Here is a 20,030-nt window from a genome sequence, read left to right on the forward strand (position 1 = left end):
TCCATGCACGGTCGTCTCCACACACTAGCGATGCGAGACCCGGCCCACCATGGTCCTCCATCAGGGCGATGGCCAGGGAACCGGAACGGCAGGGAGATCAGGCCATGGGAGCCATCGAGTGGCCTGGAGCCGCCTTGGGGAATCGAACCCAAGCCCCCTTCATTACGAGTGAACGACATGTCCCCAGGGTGGGCAGAGCCCTCCGCGAAATGTGTACCGGAACCTGAAAAACGACAGCGGGTGAGCGGTGGCGATCCTTCTTTTCGGGCCAACGCGCTTGGTTAGTCGTAGTGGAGGCTGTCCACGCAGGCTGATCCGCACTCTCGCGCGTGGATGGTCGGCGATAGCTGCCGGGATGCGTCTGCGGACATGCTGGGCGACCGGTGGCCCGTCGCCGGGCGAGCCGAACGAGCCGTGAGCGTGTGCTGAACTGTTCGGTATGGAATATCCCCGACTCCTTGACTGCCTCGCGGCCGACTTCGGCCGCCTGCGGGCCGTCGTGCCGACCGACCCAACCGCGGTGGTGCCGAGCTGTCCCGACTGGACCGTCGCCGACCTGACCCGTCACATCGGCGAGGTGTACCTGCATAAGACTCTGGCCATGCGCGAGGGCGCCGAGCCCGACCCGTGGCCGCCGAAGGAGCTCGCGGACGAGGAGCCGCTCGCGCTGCTCGACCGGGCGTACGCCGGGCTGCTCGACGAGTTCGGCGCCCGCAAGCCGGGGGATCCGGCCGGCTCCTGGTACACCCCGGATCAGACCGTCGGCTTCTGGATCCGGCGGATGGCACAGGAGACGGTCATCCACCGCATCGACGCCGAGCTCGGCACCGGGCAGCCGGTCACGCCGGTCCCGGCAGACCTCGCCGTCGACGGCATCGACGAGCTGCTCAAGGTCTTCGTGGCATACAGCGTCGCCGAGTGGGGCGACTACTTCACCGACATCCTGGCCGGCTCGCCGGGCCGGACGTACACGGTGCGGACCGACGGCGCGGCGTGGCGGGTGCGGACCGGCCCGGGGCTGTTCGCCGTCGAAGACGGCGCTGACGACGACGCGGCCGACGTGACCGTGAGCGGCCCGCCGACGGCCGTGCTGCGCTGGATGTGGAACCGGGAAGGTGCCGGCGAGCCGAGCGGCGTGACGGTCGAGGGCGCCCCTGAGGCGGTCGAGGAGCTGCGGCGCTGCATCGTCATGGCGACGCAGTGAGGCCGGTCGCCTGCACCCTTGCCCAACTCGGCGGTCCGATCCGCACCCGGCTCAGTCGGGTTGTGCATAGCAGCGTTCCTGGATCGTCAGCGGATTCAGGGTGCCGGAGAGAGGTGGAAGCACTCCGGCCTCGTGTTCACCACGAAGAACGGGACCCCGGTCGAGCCGCGCAATTTCTACCGGTCCTTTGAGCGCTACTGCGAGAAGGCCGAAGTTCCCCGTATCCGCGTCCACGACACTCGGCACACCTGCGCCTCGCTCCTGGCCGCACTCGACGTTCACCCCCGGGTCGCGATGCGCATCCTCCGGCACTCGCAAATCTCGGTGACCATGAACGTCTATACGCAGGCCCCCTCACCGGAGACCCGTAAGGCGCTCGACCGACTCGACCAAAGCCTCAACGGCTGATCACCGTCCAAACAGGACAGAAAAGGACTCTTCCGGATGAGCTGAGAGGGACTCTTGATCAGCGGTTAAACCAAGCTCTCGCGGAGGGGAGAAGCAGTAGAACGACCACTATGACCGGCAGAACCACGTTGATATTCAGCAAGCTACGCATGCTGAGATCGGAATCCAGAGCAAGCACGGAGACGAAGCCGAGCGCCATGAGGGTTTCGAGCACGAGCACGGCGATTCGGTCTCGCCTTTCACGATAGATCCACTTATTTGCCAACCAACCGGCCAGGACTGCGATAACGACGCAGAAGCCAACGAACAACAGCACAAGCCCGGAGTTCATGTCGTCAGCTGAGTTCACGAAGACAAAGGCGAGCAGCGCACCACCCGCCAGCGCTTGCACTGCCTGGAGCGACACAATGAACTCGGCGATCTTCATCACGCGCGGCATGTGTTGGGTCTTGCCTGTCTCAACCACGGGAACCTCTTGAGGGGTAGGAGATCACCGGCAATCCCACCTAAGTGTACGGCCTAGGTCACATCCCCTATTTGGGTGTTCCTGTAAGAAACGGGACTTTCTTCGATCAACGCCAGGAAGCCGCACCGGAGTTCCACAGCGCCGACAGCACGTTGCTGCACGGATACGGAAGAGGCCCTCCCGGACGACGGCCACCTTCCAGCCCAATGCGCCGAGGCGGGAGCCTGCCCGATCAAGCTGATCGGGCAGAACCTCTATCGGATCCACCTTTGGGTGGTCGCCGCCCTACGAACGGGGATCGCTCCTCGCGGGATCAGCTTCCTGCGGGGGGCTGGCCGGTGCCGTCAACGTCGTTCCAGGTCGGATTGTCGACGACGACGCACGGCTTGGCCTGGCCATTGACCACATATGCGGAGAACTGCCAAGCCGTCTCCGGCTTCTTCACCCTAGAGGCCTGCTCCTTGCTCTCGCTGAACGCCATCACCAAGGTCTGGCCCTTCCCGACGTACCGGGGGTCGATCTCCAACCCCCCCGTCCTGAGCAGACGCGCGGCCCTGTCGGACACGGAGCCCTTCCACTCCTCCGGGGAGCCGCCCCCGACGATCTCGCCTCTGTCTCCCCCGCACCACTTGCCGGGCTTGAGATAGGTGATGTCCGCAGATACCCCCATCCTCTTTAGATCCTGTTCCAGTTTGTCAGCGTCCCTGAACTCGTTGAGCTTGACGTTGATCGTGCCGTCGCCGTTCCTGGTCACCGCGTACGCGGGCTGCTCCGCTCCGGTCAGCAGCGGCACCGCGATCGCCGCCGCCGCGGCCAGCCCGGCCACCGCCGCCCCCGCGAACAGGCGGCGGCCGGTGCGACGACGTCGTTCGGCGCGTGCGGTGATCTCGGCTTTAAGTTCCATCAGTATCTGCTCCTCGAAACTCATCCCGGTGTTCCTTCCATGACGAAGGGCAGTCCCTGCAGCGTGCGACGAGCGCGATACAGCCGCACCTTGGCGGTCCCCGGCCGGATGCCCAGGGCCGTCGCCGCCTCGGTGACCGTGAGCTGGTCGATGACGACCAGTTCCAGGACGGCGCGTTCCCCTTCGGGCAGGTAGGCCATGGCCTCGAAGATCCGCCTGGCGTGCCGTTCCGCGTCGATGCGCTCTTCGAGCCTGGCGAGGTCGTCGGTGTCCAACGACCGCCGCCCGCTCACCCGGCTGGTCAGCCGCGACTGCTTGAACACCCGGCGCCGCTCGGTCGAGAGTGTGTTACGTGCCACGCCGTACAGCCACGCGATCTCGGTCCCCAACCCGGCCCGGTAGGTGTGGGCGGAGTCAAGCACCGCCATGAACACCTCGGCCACCAGGTCGGCGACCGTGTGCGGATCGTCAACACGCCGAGCGAGAAAGCGGGTGACCGCATCGACGTGCCGCCGGTAGAAGGCTTCGAACGCCACGTGATCTCTAGCGATCTCCGCCTGTTTGCGACGCACCGGCAATGCTCCCTTCGTCGATTGACACCCCTGCTTGGTCAGAACCATCCAAATGGTTACAAGAGGGCGGCTCTCCGCCTCTCCATCCGAACGAAGACGAGAGAACGACACACGTTGTCTCCGGTCGTGGCATGCGGTGACCGAGCTCTGAGAGCGCGTAGGCGTCGACGGCCTCGGCCAGTCCCGTCCGCTGAGTCTTGCCGAGCTGGTTGTCCGCGGTGCCGTTGGTGACGATCGCCGCCTTCCAACCTGACGCACGTAACCGTGACAGCCCGTCCATCACCTCGGGTCGACAGTGGACGAGGTACGGCATGCACTGGCGGTAGCGACTCCACAGCTCGTCGACCGGCTTGGGTAGGGCGAACTGGTCGCGGACCTTGGTGAAGAAGACCTCACGGTGCGGGTAGCCGGCTTGGCCGAGAGAGATCAGCCACCCGATTGCCTCACGCTCAAGCCCATGAGGTGCTCCACCTCTCAGCTCTGTCTCAGACGCGCTTTGCCATACTGGCGCCCGGTTTAGAACACGTTCGGGGGAAACCGTGGCAGTCGTGGAGCAAGATGCGCAGGTCACTGGCCTGCCCGGCGCAGCGGCGAAGAGGGTCCGCATCAGCATCGTGCTAGGTGCCTGGGGCCTGTTCTACACCTGCTATCGGGCCTACTACGCGCTGGGCGGGACCGTCGGCATGTTCGGCACACCCGTGTCGTATCAGCAGTGGCGGATGGTCAACGCGTTGGGGGCGGGCATCCTGCTGGTCGCCACGGTGCTGCCGGTGGCGACGCTGCCGTTATGGCGCCGGTCCCACGGACGACGCGTCCTGCTGGCCATGTGCTGGGCGGTGACGGTGGGGTGCGTCATGCACGCCCTGATCAACAGCATTCAGCGGGCCCTGAGCCTGGCCGGCCTGATGCAGCTGAATCTGCCGTTCTGGACGACGATCGACCATCGCACAGCCGATCTTCAGGATCTCCTGTTCAACGAGCCATGGTTCCTGGTGGAAGGGCTCCTGTGGGCCTGGCTCGCCTTCTCGAGCCTGAACGCCGGCACGGCGAGACGCCGATGGTTGATCAGTGCCGGGGTCGCGATCGCCGTCCTCACCGTGATCGGCATGCTGAGCGTAACCGGGGTGATCGGCACTTTCATCGTGGGGTAGGCCACGTCCGCTCGGCGCCGCCGGCTGCTGCCGGCAGTGGATCAACAGGCCATCGTTCCTACCACGACCGGCCTTGCGTTAAGGTTCCGCGTCCTGGTTGATCACGTTCTGGATGGCGATGCGAGGGTCTACTGGACGGCCCAGGGATGGGTGTTTTACGGAATCGTGGACGGCGACCGGACGTGGGTGTGGAGGTTCTACTGGACGGTCGTGCCGGGATGCCCCTCGCTGATAAGCCGCTCAGGATCCTCAACCGGAGCATCGACCAGCGGCGAGGTGACCGAACTGCTGCAACTGAGGGAGGTTTGGTGCTCACTGTGCGGGCGGCGCACCACCTTGGGCAGACCGTGTTTATGAACGCTGCAGTCTCCAGGTGTTGAAGACTGATCGGTTCCCAAACACTCACCCTGCCGCGGGAGAAACCACCGGGTCCACAGCACTGTTAGCAAGGGTGTTGGCAAAAGGCCCCCACCGGAACCCGGTGGGGGCCTTTCGACCTGGAGCCGCCTTGGGGAATCGAACCCCAGACCCCTTCATTACGAGTGAAGTGCTCTGGCCGACTGAGCTAAGGCGGCGTGCTGTGTTTCACCACGACCTACGGCAGTCTACAGGCTCCCAGGGCCTTCCCGCGCACCGGAATCAGCCGATCTTGGGACACTGGGTTCCATCGGCGGGGACGGTCAGATCGATCAGGTAGTCGTCCACCAGGCGATCCACGCACGCCGAGCCGGTCAGATAAGCGGTGTGGCCGTCTCCGTCGAAACCGACCAGGACGCCGGAGGAGAGCTGGGAGGCGAGGGCCTCTGACCACTGGTAGGGCGTGGCGGGGTCGCGTCTGGTGCCGACGACCATGATGGGCGGGGCTCCGGGGGCGTCGATCTTCTCCCGGGCCCCCGCCTTGACCGGCCAGTACGCGCAGGGCAGTGAGCTCCACATGACGTACGCGCCGAACAGGGGGGCGACCTTGGCCGCCTGTTCGGCCGCCTTGGCGTAGGCGGCGGGGTCGCGGGGGTAGATGCTGTCGACGCAGTTGACCGCCAGGTTGGACTCGGTCTGGTTGGTGTACTCGCCGTCCTCCCCACGGTCGACCAGCAGGTCGGCCATGCGGAGCAGGACGGTGCCGTCCCCCTTCAGCGCTTGGGCCAGCGCCTGGCGGAGGACCGGCCATGCCTGCCGGTCGTAGAGCGGGGTGATCACACCGAGGATGGCCCAGGCCTCGGTCACCGTACGGTCGTCGCCGGTCCTGTTGGCCAGGGAAGCGGTGTCCGCCCTGCGGAGCAGCGCGGTGATCTCCGCACGGGCGGAGGCGACGGAGCCCTGGAAAGGGCAGTCGGTGGCCGCGAGGCAGTTTTCGAGGAACGCGTCGAGGGCGACCTCGAAACCGCGTGCCTGCGCGGTGTTCAGCTCCAGTGGGCCGAGCGAGGGGTCCACGGCGCCGTCCAGAACGAGGGCGCGGACCCGGTCGGGGAAGAGATCGGCGTAGACGGCGCCCAGCTGCGTGCCGTACGACTTGCCGAGGTAGGTGAGGTGGGAGTCACCGACGGCGGCACGCAGCAGGTCCATGTCCCTGGCGGCGTCGGCGGTGCCGACGTACGGCAGGAGCCTGCCCGATCGGGTCTCGCATCCGGCGGCGAACCGTTGCGCCCCCTCCTCAAGCACGGTGACCTCCCCCGGCGAGTCGGGCGAGCTGTCGAGGCCGACGAAGGTGTCCAGCTCGCTCGGCGACAGGCACCGGACGGGCGCGGACTCGCCGACCCCGCGCGGGTCGAAGCCCACGACGTCGAAGCGCTCGCGAACCGCCTCGCTCACCGCGGTGCGGGCACTTCGCGCGTACTGCACTCCGGAGGCACCCGGCCCGCCGGGATTGAGGAGGATCGAACCGATCCGCTCCCCCGAGGCCGGGAGCCGGATCACGCTGAGCTCGATCTTCTCACCGTCCGGCTTGCTGTGATCGAGCGGTACGGCGAGCTTGGCGCACTCGAAACCGTCCTCGCACTCGTGCCAGCCGAGAGCCGCTCCCGCCACACCGCGGCCGGCTCCGGTGCCGCCACTGGCGTCGGCGGGGACGTCGGTGCCGGTGCACGCGCTCGCGAGCAGGGCCACCGCCGCCAGTACGGCGGTCACACGGGATCTCACGCCTTGTCCGCTCCGTAGTCCGTAGGTCGGGGTCACACGCGGATCCGGCAAGGGGGCCGACACGCGGAGAGGCCGAACGGTCGAATCCTATGTGCCCGCGCCGAGCCCCCATGACGGGACATCAACCTCAGCGAGGACAGCCGATCGGTCACTCTTCCGGCCCGCTCTCGGCGACCCGCACCGCGCCACCGTACGCCTCGTCGTGCTGCTTGCGCGGAGAGCAGACCGAGGCCGACGGGCAGGCGCAGCGGCGTCCGCCGTCCTCCAGGCGGACCACGACGGAGTCCGAGGGTACGTTGCGGCCCACGACGGTTCCGGTGCCCTCGGGGGTGTCGACCTTCAGCCCGATCCGGGGCATCCTGCTCTGGGCGTCGAGGTAGAGGGGGTGCTCGTACTTCAGGCAGCACATCAGCCGCCCGCACGCCCCCGCGATGCGCAGCGGGTTGACCGGCAGGTCCTGGTCCTTGGCCATCCGGACGGAGACCGGCTCGAAGTCCTTGAGGAAGGTGGCGCAGCACAGGTCACGGCCGCAGGGGCCGATGCCGCCCTGGAGGCGGGCCTCGTCGCGCGGGCCTATCTGGCGCAGCTCCACCCTGGCGCGCAGGTTGCGGGCCAGGTCACGGACGAGGGCGCGGAAGTCGACCCGGTGCGGGGCGGAGAAGTAGACCGTGTAGACGTTCTCGGCGTCCAGGTAGTCGACGCCGACGACCTTCATCGGCAGCGTGTGCCGCTTGATCAGGCGCTTGGAGACGCTCCGGGCCTCGGCGCGGCGCCGTTTGTTGCCCTCGTCACGGGTGAGGTGCTCCTCGGTCGCGATACCCGCGCACACCGGCAACCCGCCGATCTCCTCGCTCGTCCACTGCGGCGCCCAGACGCACTCGGCGACCTCGGGCCCGGCCTCGGTGGGCACGAGCACCTTGTCGCCGACCTTGGGGCTGTGCTCGCCGGGGTCGAGGTAGTACAGCCTGCCGTAGCGGGTGAAACTCACCGCCATGATCATGCCCATATGGCTCCAAACCTGGGGGTACGGCTCGTGCTCACCCTATGTGTCATGCCCCCGGATGTGCGGTGCCACCCGGGGGCGATCACGGGCAAGCCACCCGGCCGCGCTCGCGAACTGCCCGAGCCACCGTCACCCACTCAGTCCGACCCCGCTCAGGACCCCGGGGGCTTGAATTCCGGGAACGAGCACTGCTCCGGCTCATCCGACCACGGAAGACTTCTCACAATGATCGACCACAACGACGCACGTTCCAGCATGCAGTGCGTACCGAGCGAGTTGGACACCCCCGGTAGCTCGCCCATGGCACGTGCCACGACGCTTGGATCCGTACCAGGCCTGATCCAGGCCCGGAATACCTCCGGCATGTCCGTGACGACTATCGCCTGCAACAATGTGGGATTGTTCGCGTTCTGGCGCCGGAAGTTCTCCCATACCTGCCGGCGGTCCTCAAAGAGCACCCTCTCCACCTCGGGCCGGCCTTCGAGTGCCCGACGGATCCCCGCCTGCTCATCCTCTGTCACCGCATGGGCACAGTTGGGGAGGACATCGTCCTCTTTGCAGAGGAAGACCGACACGTCGGCGTATCCGAACGGCTCGATGCTGCTCATCGCCATGGCGACCATGTTCCCCCGCGAGGGTGGAGGGGGCGTGGCGAGCCGTACGGCTCCGAAGACCACCACGGCGACGGCCAGGGCCGCCGCGGCGATCCGGAAGGGAGCTCTGAGGCGGCGGCGGGCGGGGACGGTGAGCGGGCGGACGTTCTCAGCGGTCGCGGCGGCGGCGGACAAGGCGTCGCGGAGGCGGTTCTCGATGTCGGTCATGACTCCTCCTTGAGCATCCGGGCGAGGGCGGCCAGCCCACGCGCGAGGGTGGAACGGGCGGTGCCGGCGGCGATGCCCATGGTCTCGGCGATCTCCAGGTCGGACAGCTCCAGGTAGTAGCGGAGGGTCAGCGCCTCCCGCTGCCGCCTGGGCAGCGCGCGCAGGGCCATGAGCACCTCGCGGCGCTCCTCACCGAGCAGCGCCGCGTGCTCGGCGGACCAGGACGGCGGCTCGTACGGCGCGGCCCAGCGGAAGGCGACCGCGCGGCGGCGCAGCACCGATCGCGCCCCATTGAGGACCGCCGAGCGGATGTAGGTCAGCGCCCTGCCTGGGTCGCGCAGGCGGCGCCGTCCCGCGTGGGTGCGGGCGAACGCCTCCTGTACGACGTCCTCGGCGGTGGCCTGGTCGCCCACCATGAGCAGCGCCAGCCGTACCAGCCCGAGGTGATGTTCGGCGAACAGCGTCGCGATGTCGACGCGGTCCCTGGCCAAGGGCTCTCCGTGGGAGAGCAGTTCGACTTCCACATCACAGAGACGCCGTGCCGGGCCTTCTGCTGCTTCACCCGGCCCACGAGCTCCACCCCGTCCGTGTTCTCCCTGCCTACGGCCCCCTTCCGGCTCGTAAACCCCGTCCGGCCCACGTGTCCCATCCGGTGAGTTCCACCCGGCGCACCGGCTCGGCTCAACGGCAGCGACCGGTCCGGGTCGGTGTACGACCGCGCCCGCCCCGCTCAGCGGCCGAGTTCGGCGAAGGACTTCTCCCAGCGTTCGGCGATCATCGAGATGTCGTAGCTCTGGGCCGTCTGGATGGCGTTCTTGGCCATCCTGTGGCGGCCCTCCTCGTCGTCGATCATCTGGATCAGCCCGTCGGCCAGGGCGTCCACGTCGTCGGCGGGAACCAGCAGTCCGTCGATCCCGGGTGTGATGATCTCGCGAGGTCCACGGGGGCAGTCGAAGCTGACCACCGGCACCCCGGAGGCGAACGCCTCGATGATGGTCATGCCGAAGCCCTCGAAGCGGGAACTGACCGCGTGGATCGACGCCTTGGCCAGCTCGCCCTCGATGTCACCGGTGGGGCCCATGAAGGTGACGTTGTTGTGCAGCCGCAGCTTGACCGCCTGCCTGACCAGTTTGTCGCCGACCCGGCCCTCGCCGTAGATCCGCAGCTTCCAGTCGGGACGTTCCCTGGCCACCCGGACGAACGCCTTCAGCAGCCGGTCGTACCCCTTGACCGGCACCAGCCTGCCCGCGGCCAGCACGATCCGGTTCTCCTGCCTGGAGCGTGGACGCGGCCCGCCGGGCAGCCCGTTGCCGATGGTGAACACCCGGGTGGGCGACCCGTTGAGCATGTTCCGGTAGTCGTGCTCGTCGGCCTCGGTGAGGGTGACGACCGCGTCCAGTTTCGGGTACCAGGTCCGGATCTCCTCGAAGATCCCGGGCTGGTGCGCCTCGAAGTGCAGGTGCTCCTGGGCGATCGTGACGACCTTCCTGCGGGTGTACCTCGCGGCCATGATGTTGAGACCTGCGCGGGTGGTGATCAGGACGTCGCTGCGGAGCCTGCGCAGCTCGCGGACGAGGACCTCGTCGCTCCAGGCGCTGAAGGACGCGTAGGCGCGCTCCTCGGGGTGGATCAGCGCGCTCTCCCGCGCGCCCAGCCGCTCGGCCCTCTTCGTGTACGGCCAGCGGACCCTGGCCCCCTCCCGCAGGTCCACCAGCGAACGGAGCCTGACCCGGGGGCCCAGCGGCAGGAAGGGGGTGTCGGTGTGCTGGAAGACGCTGACGACCTCGACCTCGTGCCGCTCGGACATGGCGGTGGCGAGGTCGAAGGTGGCGCGGATGGTGCCGCCCATGCCGTAGGCGTTGAGAATGAGAAAGGAGATCTTCATGGTTTCTCCTCTTCGATGCTGAGCGCGACGGCGAGGCTGTCGGTCTCGGTGTAGTACGGGCGGACCCTCACCTGCCCGACACGCTGGGCAGGAAAACGAACTTTGATCTTCTTATCTGTTATGTCGTCAAGACGGGTCGCCAGCGGCAGCCGGACCCCGGAGATCTCCGCGTACAGGTCCCAGAAGACCCGGCGCCGCACCTGCGCCTCGGCCATCGGCGCGATCTCGATCGCTCCCTCGAACCACCGTCCCTGGAAGGTCGCCGGCCCGCTCACCGGCTCCGGCCCCCGGCGGGCCACCGCCACCAGCCTGGCCTCCCCCCGGATCGGGTCGCCGTACGCGACGGCGCCCTCGACGGCGATCACCCCGTCGTCCGCGGTCACACGGATCACCTCGACGTACGGCTCGACCTCGCGGACCCGCAGGCCCAGCGTGCCAAGGGAGGTGCGGAACGCCCTGATCTCCCGGTTGCGGCGGATCTCGGCGTAGGACCAGAGCCCGTCGAGCGAGAACCCCGGGTCGTCGGTGGCGACGGGCTCGCCCCGGCATGAGGCCATCCAGATACCTGGGGCCAGCACCGTCAGGTCCGCCGTCCCGCACTCCTCACCGGTCTCCACATGCCGCAGGACGATCTCCGCGTCCGTCGGTGCCGACCATTCGATCCTCAGCGTGTCGTCATCGCCCACCCGGCTCGTGACGGCCCGCCCGCTCACGGACGGGACCACCCCGTGGCGCGCCTCGGTGCTCACCAAAATTCCCCCGGTCTTCGCTGCTCATCCCCATAGAGCAGGACACTTCCCGTTGTTTTATAACAAAAGCATTGATTTTTGCCCGTGAATCCTAACGACCCACACTCATGCTTTGAGGTGATTTAGCGAGGAATGGTTCCATCTAATCGAAAAAAGACGGGTAGGGGGCGCGCGGTCGCGACAGCCCCCTCCCCTCACCAGCCGATATCCGTCACACCGGGTTACCGGAAACCCTGAGGTGTCCGATGTCGGCCAAAGTTGATCACCTCGAACTCCGGTCCCCGCCGGACCACGATGTGCGCCTCCGAACCATCCGGGCCGGCCGGCCGGAAACCTCCCGGCGCGGTAGCGCATGTCCGCCCGCCTGCCGCCCCCGGCGTAGAGCCTGCTGATCGTCTCAGCGGGCTCCGGTCCGCCCAGTTCCAACATTTCGGTCTGTATGACCAAAAACGTGAAAACCATCTCCCGTCGTGAGGCGGATCAGGCCAGGCCGACGCGGTTCAGAGCCGGGGCTGATGCAACGAGAGGGTCATCGACTCCACGGCCATCTGCGGGCTGACGTTGGCCGCCAGCCGCCTCCGGCAGCGCATGATGGCGTCGATCCTGCGCAGGGTGTCCTCCGGGGTGGAGGCACGGGCCAGGTCTTCCAGATCGGCGCGGCGGTCCTCGCCGGCCAGTTCCAGGTGCGCGCCGAACTGCACGGCCAGCACGTCGCGGTAGAACGCCACCAGGTCGAGCAGCGCCGCATCGATGACGTCGCGCTTGGTGCGGGTCGCCCGGGACTTCTGCCGGTCCTCAAGGTCCTTGAGCGCCCCGGCGCCGCCGCGGATCAGCCCCCTGTTGAGCCCCTTTCCGGTGGAGCCCTCGCCGTAGACCTGGCGCAGTTCGGTGATCTCCGCCTCGTTCAGCACCGCCGTGACCGCGGCGGCCTCGTCCTCGGCGGTCTTCACCAGGCGTTCGGCGGCCATCACGCACTCACCGACGCCGGTGAGCGACCTGGGGATGGACAGCACCGCCTCGCGACGCGAGCGCGCCTCCTCGTCCAGGGCCAGCCTGCGGGCGCGGTCGATGTGCCCATGGGCGGCCCTGGCTGCGAACTCCGCCATCGCCGACGGCACGTTCTCGCGCGTGGCCAGCACGTGGGCGACCGCCGAGGTGGGCGGGGTGACGAGCGTGACGATCCGGCAACGGGACCTGATGGTGATCATCATGTCGTCCGGAGCAGGCGCGCAGAGCAGCCAGACGGTCTTCGGCGGCGGCTCCTCGATGGCCTTGAGCAGCGCGTTGGACGCCCCCTCGGTCGCCCGGTCGGCGTCCTCGAACAGCACGACCCGCCAGCGGCCCAGCGTCGGCGCCCCGGCCGCGCGCAGGATGAGCCTGCGGGTGTCCTTGATGCCGTACGAGAGTCCCTGCGGGCGGACGATCTCCAGGTCCGGGTGGGAGCCGACCGACACCTGATGGCACATGTCGCAGTGGCCGCACCCCTGCTCGTGGCAGAACAGCGCGGCGGCGAACGCCCGCGCGGCCTCCTCACGCCCGGACCCGGGCGGCCCGGTGAACAGCCACGCGTGGGTCATCCCGGCACCGCGCCCCCCGGCCAGCAGGTCGGCCCCGGCCGCCGCGGCCCGGCGGAGCGTTACCGCGGCCCGCTCCTGCCCCACAAGATCATCAAAGACTCCCACGGACCCAACCTACCGCCGGTGCCGGTCGCCGGGTCAGGAGCTCACGGAGAGGACTCCCCCGCGACCTCGGCTCCGCTCACGACTCGCGGAGGCATCGGGTCAGTCACGGATCGCCGGGATGGTCCCGGTGACGTCCTCCGACTCCTGTGGCACCGGGTCGGGCATGATCTCGCGGACCCGGTCGTAGATGAGCGAGGAGATCCGTTCCTGGGTCAGGGTCCCGTCGACGACCAGGTAACGATCCGGCTCCGCGGCGGCCAGTGTCCGGAACTCGCGGCGGACGCGCTCGTGGAACTCCAGCGGCTCCGACTCGATGCGGTCGGCGGCCCCGCCCAGCCGGGCCAGCCCCACCGACGGCGGAGTGTCGATGAGCACGGTGAGATCGGGAACGAGCCCACCGGTGGCCCAGCCGTTGATCCTCTTGACGTCCTCGATGTCCAGCGCCCGGCCCGCGCCCTGGTAGGCCAGCGACGAGTCGACGTACCGGTCGGAGATCACCATGGAACCCCGCTGGAGGGCCGGGTGGATGACCTTCTCCACATGCTCGGCCCGGTCGGCCGCGTACAGCAGGGCCTCCGACCTCGCGGACAGTCCCTGGTGCACCGCGTCGAGCAGGATCGCGCGCAGCCGCATGCCCACCTTGGTCGAGCCCGGCTCACGGGTCTGTACGACGTCGAACCCCTGGTCGCGCAGCCAGATCGCCAGCAGTCTGGACTGGGTGGTCTTGCCCGACCCCTCACCGCCCTCGAAGGCGATGAACATCCCGCGCGCCTGCTCGACACTCTCGGGGGTGAACCGCTCCCCGCGCGCCGCGGCGATCAGGTCGGCGACGATCGAGACGCCCCTGCGGTCGTCCATCTGCCGTAGCGCGACGGCCCCGACGGCCACCGCGAGCAACCCGCCGACCAGCAGCACCAGGTTGGAGCCGTCGAACTGGTAGACCGGCTCCTGCCCGACCCTGATCTCCCGCTCGCCGAACAGGCCCGCCAGGGTCGGCGCGACCGCGACCACCAGCAGCAGGGTCACCCGGGCGAGCGACTGCAGGAAGGAGAACGTGCGGCCCCGCAGGTTGTCGTCCACCTCCAGCCCGATCATCGTGTAGCCGATGATCCAGGCGATTCCCGCGCACGCGCCGAGCAGCACGGTCAGCAGGACGACGATCACCAGGTTGTGGACGAGCGCGATCGCGACGAGGACCACCCCGGCCACCACGATCGACAGGCCGAACAACCGCCGCCGCGACAGCTCCCTCAGCAGCCTCGGCCCGAAGAACATGCCGGACGCCATGCCGACGAAGACCGCCCCGAAGACCACGCCGTACGCCGCGTCACCGCCGCCCAGCGCGTCCACGTAGATCTTGGCCACCCCGATCACCGCGCCGCCGGCGGCGAACGCGCCCAGCATGCCGATGATCAGGCCGCGGATCAGCCGGTTGCCGCCGACGAACCGCCAGCCCTCGAAGATCTGCCGCAGCACCGACGGCGTGGAGGTCGCGGCCCGCGCGCCGGCCTTCGGGATGTCCTTGAGCGAGAGGATGATGAAGGCCGAGACCAGGTAGGCGAGCGCGTTGATGAACAGCGCCAGGTAGGTCTCCCGCTGGGCGAAGAACGGCACCAGGTTGCCCAGGGCGTCGTCGGCGACCGACAGCACCGCGAACAGCAGCGCGGCGATCGGCGCGGTCCCGTAGGTGACCAGGAGGTTGAGCTGGTTGGCCTCCTCCAGTCGCTCCTTGGGCACCAGGTTGGGCACCGTGGCGTCCTTGGCCGGAACCCAGAAGAGGTTGACGCACTCGACCAGGAAGGTAGCGATGATCACCCACTGGTAGTTGCCGATCAGCGGGATCGACAACACCAGTGCGAAGCGCAGGAAGTCGCAGAAGAACATCGTCATCCGCCGGTCGAACCGGTCGGCGAACGCGCCGGCGAGCGGGCCCAGCAGGATGGCGGGGAGCATCTTCGCCACGAAGACGCCTCCGATGGCCAGGCTCTGGACCTTGTAGCCGGACCCCACCGTGAGGTTGCCCGCCAGGGCGGTCAGTGCCAGCAGGTTGAGCCAGTCTCCGAGGCTGCACACCGACATCGCCGTCCACAGCTTGCGGAACGGGGTGTTGGCCAGCACGTGGGGGGGCTTACGTCGCGCGGTGCTCCGGCCAAGGGTGGTCATAGTGTCAGCGTATCCAGGTGCTCGCTGGGCTGGGGAAAACATGAGCCAGGCGGAAATGCCCGGCTGCCCGTCGCATGAGGGTAATGCCTCCACCCTGTGCCCCGCAGGTGCCACACCCGAAAAGAAGCGTCAGATGCTCGTGTTTCCAGTGATGCGTCTCCGCGCCCTGGCCGGCTCTCCCGATCGGTGCCGGGCTACCGGAGCCTCTCGTTGCTGACTTCCAGCAGGGTTATCTCGGGTGGGGCGCCCACCCGGACCGGCGGCCCCCAGAAACCCGCGCCCCGCGTCACGTAGACCTGGGTGCCGTCCACCTCGCCGAGACCGGAGACGACCGGCTGCTGCATCGGGATGATCAGGTTGAAGGGGACCATCTGCCCTCCGTGCGTGTGGCCGGACAGCTGGAGGTCCACCCCGTAGGTGGCCGCCTGGACCGCCTGGACCGGCTGGTGGGCGAGCAGGACCGTGGACCGGGAGCGGTCACGGCCACCCAGCGCCCGCTCGAAGTCCGGGCCGTCACCCGATGCGACACCGCCGACGTCGTTGACCCCGGCGAGATCGAGCACGGCTCCCCCGTGGGCGATCTCCACACGCTCGTTGCCCAGCGGGCGGATGCCGAGCTCGCGGAGCTCCTCGATCCACTCCTGCGGGCCGTTGGCGGTGTAGTACTCGTGGTTACCGGTGACGAAGTAGGCGCCATAGCGGGATTCGAGGTCCTTCAGCGGCCTGGCCAGCGGGCCGAGCTCGGCCACCGTGCCGTCGACCAGGTCGCCGACGACGGCGACCACGTCGGCCTCCAGTGAGTTGATCATGCGGACGATGCGCCGGGTGTGCTCCGTACCGGTGAGCGGGCCCAGGTGGATGTCGCTGACGACCGCGAACCGCAGGCCGTTCAGGCGTGGATCCAGCCTGGGCAGCACCACCCCGGCCGACTCGATGACCGGGTCCCCGAGGGCGGTCCTGATCCCGAACCCGATCGTGCCGAGCGCCCCCGCCCCGGCGGCGACCGCCGCCGTACGGGCGATGAACAGCCTCCTGCTCAGCCCGCCTGCCGTGTCCTTCGCCCCTCCGCCGCGCGGCGTGCCTCCAGGACCCGGTACGACGACCACCCCACCGATCGGGGACTCCCCACGGTCCGTCTGGGCCGTGGAGACGGGCCGGAGGGAGTGCTCGGGGTGAACGGCGGCCACGGACGCCGGTGTGCCGGCGGTTTCGGATCGAACGGCGAGCTCCGGCTGCGCGGCTCGTTTCGCACGGCGGGCGACCACCCCCGGCGGCACCAGGTGCCGCTCGGCCCGATGCTCCATCCCGCGCACCACCAGCAGGGCCACGGCCCTGGGGATCTCCAGGACCACCAGGAACACGACGAGGTAGAACATCGTCGCGATCCAGAAGAATCCCGGCCACGCCAGGAAGTGTCCCCACTCACTGCGGGAGACGATCAGCGTCACGGGGGCGAGCACCGCCAGGCCGACGAGGATCCAGGTCAGCACCCGGCGGGTCCGCCCCGGCCGGGTGGTCGAACGGACCAGGCGACGCCACAGGTAGTAGTGGACCACCGTGATCGCACAGATGACCAGCGACACGAAGCCCACGATCGTCACTTGCCTTCCCTCTCGCGCCCACCGGCCGTCCCGGCGCGTTCCGAAGAACGCCCGAAACGGCGAATGCGTTCCCAGCGGGTGCGGAAACCCCGCGGGCCAGGGCCCCGTACGAGGGGTCCTGGCCCGGCGGCGTCAGGCCTTGGCCTTGGCCCGGGTGGTGCGGGGACGCTTGGGCGCCGGGCCTCGGGCGCGACGGTCGGCGAGAAGCTCGGCGGCGCGTTCGGTGGTGATCTGCTCGACCTCGTCCCCCTTGCGCAGCGAGGCGTTGGTCTCCCCGTCGGTGACGTAGGGCCCGAACCGCCCCTCCTTCACCACGATCGGCTTCTTGGAGACCGAGTCCTCACCCAGCTCGCGCAGCGGCGGCGCGGCCGCGGCCCGCCTGCCCCTGGTCTTGGGCTGGGCGAACAACTCCTTGGCCCGATCGAGGGTGACCGTGAACAGTTCCTCCTCCGACCCCAGGGAGCGAGAGTCGGTGCCCTTCTTGATGTACGGCCCGAACTTGCCGTTCTGCGCCGTGACCTCCTGGTCGTCGATCACCCCGAGCACCCTCGGCAGCGAGAGCAGAAGCAGGGCGTCCTCAAGGGTGACGGTGTCCAGGGACATCGACTTGAGCAGCGACCCGGTGCGCGGCTTGGGGGCGTCGGCCTTCTTGGTCTTCTTCTTGCCCTCGGCCGGAGGCGTCTCCACCGGCAGGATCTCGGTGACGTACGGACCGAAGCGGCCGTCCTTGGCCACGATCACGTGCCCGGTCACCGGGTCCTTGCCCAGTTCCCGGTCACCCGTCGGGCGGGAGAACAGCTCCTCGGCCATCGAAGCGGTGAGCTCGTCGGGGGCCAGGTCCTCCGGCACGTTCACCCGGACACCCTCCCGGTCCAGGTACGGACCGTAGCGGCCCACCCGGATCATGATGTCGGTGCCCCTGATCGAGAACGAGCTGATCTCCTTGGCGTCGATCTCGCCGAGGTCGGTGACCATTTCCTTCAGACCCTCGCCGCCGTCCACACCGAAGTAGAACCGGCGCAGCTCGGGCACCCGCTCCGCCCGGTCGTTGGCGATGTCGTCGAGGACCTTCTCCATGTCGGCGGTGAAGTCGTAGTCGACGAGGTGGCCGAAGTGCTGCTCCAGCAGGTTGACCACCGCGAACGCCAGGAAGGACGGCACCAGGGCGGTGCCCTTCTTGAAGACGTAGCCGCGGTCCAGAATCGTTCCGATGATCGACGCGTACGTCGAGGGACGGCCGATCTCCCGGTCTTCCAGCTCCTTGATCAGCGACGCCTCCGTGTACCGGGCCGGCGGCTTGGTGGCGTGCGACAGCACGTTCAGCGCGGACGCGGTGAGCGGGTCGTTCTCGCTCAGGTTCGGCAGGCGCTTCTCGGAGTCGTCGCGGTCGGTGGACGGGTCGTCCGCGCCCTCGACATAGGCCTTCAGGAAACCGTGGAAGGTGATGGTCCGCCCGGAGGCACTGAACTCGACCTGCTCCCCCGAACTGGACGTGCCGTCCACCTTGACGGTGACCGACTCGCCGACCGCGTCCTTCATCTGGGAGGCCACGGTCCGCTGCCAGATCAGCTCGTACAGGCGGAACATGTCACCGCTCAGCCCGGTCTCGCCCGGCGTGCGGAACTCCTCACCCGAGGGACGGATCGCCTCGTGCGCCTCCTGCGCGTTCTTCACCTTGCTGGCGTAGACGCGCGGCTTGTCGGGCACATAGGCCGAGCCGTAAAGCTTGATGGCCTGGCTGCGGGCGGCGGCGACAGCGGTCTCCGACAGCGTGATGCTGTCGGTCCGCATGTAGGTGATGAAGCCGTTCTCGTAGAGGCGCTGGGCGACCTGCATGGTCGACTTCGCGGAGAAGCCCAGCTTGCGGCTGGCCTCCTGCTGCAGCGTGGTCGTCCTGAACGGCGCGTACGGCTTGCGGGTGTACGGCTTGCGCTCGACCGACCTGACCTTGTACGGCACACCGGCCAGGCGCCCGGCCAGGGCCTGGGCGGCCTGCTCGTCCAGGTGAAGCACATCGGCGCTCTTGAGGGTGCCGTTGCTCGCGAAGTCCCGGCCCTGGGCGACGCGCTTTCCGTCCACGCCGGTCAGCATGGCGGTGAACTCGTGCGGAACCTCGTCACCACCGGTGTCGAGCAGCGCCTGCAGGTCCCAGTAACTCGCGCTGGTGAACGCCAGGCGCTCGCGCTCGCGCTCCACGACCAGCCGGGTCGCCACGGACTGCACGCGCCCGGCCGAAAGCCGGGGCTTGACCTTCTTCCACAGGACCGGGCTGACCTCGTAGCCGTAGAGACGGTCGAGAATGCGCCGAGTCTCCTGGGCGTCGACCAGCCGCAGGTTCAGGGCGCGGGGATTGGCCACCGCCTCCTGGATCGCCCGCGGGGTGATCTCGTGGAACACCATGCGGTGCACCGGGACCTTGGGATTGAGCACCTCGCGGAGGTGCCAGGCGATCGCCTCGCCCTCGCGATCCTCGTCAGTGGCGAGATAGAGCTCATCGGCGTCCTTGAGCAGCTGCTTGAGCTTGCTCACCTGCGCCTTCTTGTCGTGGTTGACGACGTAGAGCGGCTCAAACTCGTGATCCACATTGACGCCGAGGCGTGCCCAGGACTCTCCCTTGTACTTCTCAGGGATGTCGTCGGCCTTCTCAGGGAGATCACGAATATGCCCGATGCTGGACTCCACGACGTAGCCGCGGCCGAGGTACCCGGCGATGGTCTTCGCCTTGGAAGGCGACTCGACGATCACCAGGCGGTTTCCGCCGGCGTTGCCGTTCTTGGCTGGCACGCTGCTTCCTACCTCGCTGTTCGCATTCGTTCCCCGTTTACTTCCCCTCGGGTTACCCGATCTGAGTCGGGAACACTCCCAAGGAAAGCCGCAAGGACGCAGAATAAAGCCCTATGAGTGTCGACGTCCCTCGGCTCACCCTCGGAGACTAATCGCTGTGCTGGACTACTCCTACTTGGTTCTCCACCTCCCGCGTGGCACCTCACGGGACGCAGCCCGCCGGATACTGACCGAACATGCAGAATACGGCGACTGGGAGCTCGACCGCCTGCGACTGTATCCCGATGGCCGCCGAGACGTCCGGCTGCGCCGGAAGATCATACGTGTGACCAGGACGATGTGATTCCAGACATGGCTTTGCCCGCCCCGGGCCGCGCCCCCGGAACGGGCAAAGCTTCCGTGCCTCGCCACGCGAGCGAGCACCGCACCACGCAGGCGCGGTCATCCTGTCTCGCCGCCGTCGAGGCGTCTGCGCGCCTTCCTCAGTGGCTCTGAGGAAGG

At 68.2% G+C, this 20,030-nt stretch carries 17 protein-coding genes and 1 tRNA gene; 4 read left to right on the top strand and 14 right to left on the bottom strand.

Features of this window, described 5'->3' with window-relative positions; all coding sequences use genetic code 11:
- Window positions 1-439 precede the first annotated feature (439 nt).
- Both ABZU75_RS00270 and ABZU75_RS00275 read left to right on the top strand, forming a co-directional pair.
- The gene (locus ABZU75_RS00270; protein ID WP_355547352.1) at window positions 440-1,204 is read left to right on the top strand and encodes a maleylpyruvate isomerase family mycothiol-dependent enzyme; all 765 of its coding nucleotides are present in this window, start codon (window positions 440-442) and stop codon (window positions 1,202-1,204) included.
- Window positions 1,205-1,264: 60 nt separating this feature from the next.
- Entirely contained in the window at window positions 1,265-1,612 is a 348-nt protein-coding gene (locus ABZU75_RS00275) for a tyrosine-type recombinase/integrase (protein WP_355547763.1), read from the top strand.
- A 58-nt stretch (window positions 1,613-1,670) separates the two neighbouring features.
- Here ABZU75_RS00275 and ABZU75_RS00280 read toward each other — a convergent pair whose 3' ends face one another.
- The 3 genes from ABZU75_RS00280 to ABZU75_RS00290 form a co-directional block, all read right to left on the bottom strand.
- Window positions 1,671-2,078 carry a hypothetical protein gene (locus tag ABZU75_RS00280; protein WP_355547355.1) on the bottom strand — a complete coding sequence of 136 codons (408 nt, stop codon included), beginning with the start codon at window positions 2,076-2,078 and terminating at the stop codon, window positions 1,671-1,673.
- A gap of 313 nt (window positions 2,079-2,391) precedes the next feature.
- Complete coding sequence (locus ABZU75_RS00285; protein ID WP_355547358.1) at window positions 2,392-3,006, bottom strand: hypothetical protein; 615 nt, start codon at window positions 3,004-3,006, stop codon at window positions 2,392-2,394.
- The gene (locus tag ABZU75_RS00290; protein WP_350925451.1) at window positions 3,003-3,554 is read right to left on the bottom strand and encodes an RNA polymerase sigma factor; all 552 of its coding nucleotides are present in this window, start codon (window positions 3,552-3,554) and stop codon (window positions 3,003-3,005) included. The genes ABZU75_RS00285 and ABZU75_RS00290 overlap by 4 nt, the downstream gene beginning before the upstream one ends.
- Window positions 3,555-4,102: 548 nt before the next feature.
- Between ABZU75_RS00290 and ABZU75_RS00295 the strand changes: the two genes are divergently transcribed.
- On the top strand, window positions 4,103-4,705 hold the full coding sequence (locus tag ABZU75_RS00295; RefSeq protein ID WP_355547362.1) for a hypothetical protein: 603 nt from the start codon (window positions 4,103-4,105) through the stop codon (window positions 4,703-4,705).
- 498 nt (window positions 4,706-5,203) lie between these two features.
- Here ABZU75_RS00295 and ABZU75_RS00300 read toward each other — a convergent pair.
- The 11 genes from ABZU75_RS00300 to topA all read right to left on the bottom strand — a co-directional run bounded on the left by ABZU75_RS00300 (window position 5,204) and on the right by topA (window position 19,529).
- A tRNA-Thr gene (locus tag ABZU75_RS00300) sits at window positions 5,204-5,280 on the bottom strand.
- A 64-nt stretch (window positions 5,281-5,344) separates the two neighbouring features.
- Window positions 5,345-6,841 (bottom strand): alpha/beta hydrolase, encoded by a 1,497-nt coding sequence (locus tag ABZU75_RS00305; protein WP_355547365.1) that lies wholly within the window; start codon window positions 6,839-6,841, stop codon window positions 5,345-5,347.
- 148 nt (window positions 6,842-6,989) lie between these two features.
- A complete protein-coding gene (ricT, locus tag ABZU75_RS00310) occupies window positions 6,990-7,841 on the bottom strand; it encodes a regulatory iron-sulfur-containing complex subunit RicT (protein WP_355547766.1) in 852 nt (283 codons plus the stop codon).
- Between the two features lie 155 nt (window positions 7,842-7,996).
- Window positions 7,997-8,665, bottom strand: coding sequence for a permease-like cell division protein FtsX (locus ABZU75_RS00315; protein ID WP_355547368.1), 669 nt, complete (start codon window positions 8,663-8,665; stop codon window positions 7,997-7,999).
- Entirely contained in the window at window positions 8,662-9,189 is a 528-nt protein-coding gene (locus ABZU75_RS00320) for a SigE family RNA polymerase sigma factor (protein WP_355547371.1), read from the bottom strand. The genes ABZU75_RS00315 and ABZU75_RS00320 overlap by 4 nt, the downstream gene beginning before the upstream one ends.
- 206 nt (window positions 9,190-9,395) lie before the next feature.
- Window positions 9,396-10,550 (bottom strand): glycosyltransferase family 4 protein, encoded by a 1,155-nt coding sequence (locus tag ABZU75_RS00325; protein WP_350930220.1) that lies wholly within the window; start codon window positions 10,548-10,550, stop codon window positions 9,396-9,398.
- Complete coding sequence (locus tag ABZU75_RS00330) at window positions 10,547-11,299, bottom strand: hypothetical protein (protein WP_355547375.1); 753 nt, start codon at window positions 11,297-11,299, stop codon at window positions 10,547-10,549. Before ABZU75_RS00330 ends, ABZU75_RS00325 begins: the two co-directional genes overlap by 4 nt.
- 500 nt (window positions 11,300-11,799) lie before the next feature.
- Complete coding sequence (locus ABZU75_RS00335; RefSeq protein ID WP_355547378.1) at window positions 11,800-12,981, bottom strand: DNA polymerase III subunit delta'; 1,182 nt, start codon at window positions 12,979-12,981, stop codon at window positions 11,800-11,802.
- A 99-nt stretch (window positions 12,982-13,080) separates the two neighbouring features.
- Window positions 13,081-15,144, bottom strand: a complete 2,064-nt coding sequence (tmk, locus tag ABZU75_RS00340) for a dTMP kinase (RefSeq protein ID WP_355547381.1) — start codon at window positions 15,142-15,144, stop codon at window positions 13,081-13,083.
- 194 nt (window positions 15,145-15,338) lie between these two features.
- Complete coding sequence (locus ABZU75_RS00345) at window positions 15,339-16,745, bottom strand: metallophosphoesterase (protein WP_355547384.1); 1,407 nt, start codon at window positions 16,743-16,745, stop codon at window positions 15,339-15,341.
- A gap of 132 nt (window positions 16,746-16,877) precedes the next feature.
- Window positions 16,878-19,529 carry a type I DNA topoisomerase gene (gene topA / locus ABZU75_RS00350; RefSeq protein ID WP_355547387.1) on the bottom strand — a complete coding sequence of 884 codons (2,652 nt, stop codon included), beginning with the start codon at window positions 19,527-19,529 and terminating at the stop codon, window positions 16,878-16,880.
- A gap of 157 nt (window positions 19,530-19,686) precedes the next feature.
- Here topA and ABZU75_RS00355 point away from each other — a divergent pair, with 157 nt between their 5' ends.
- Entirely contained in the window at window positions 19,687-19,872 is a 186-nt protein-coding gene (locus ABZU75_RS00355) for a DUF5703 family protein (RefSeq protein ID WP_084195129.1), read from the top strand.
- The last annotated feature ends 158 nt before the right edge of the window (window positions 19,873-20,030 follow it).

Source organism: Streptosporangium sp. NPDC005286 (genome assembly GCF_040607515.1).
Taxonomy (GTDB): domain Bacteria; phylum Actinomycetota; class Actinomycetes; order Streptosporangiales; family Streptosporangiaceae; genus Streptosporangium.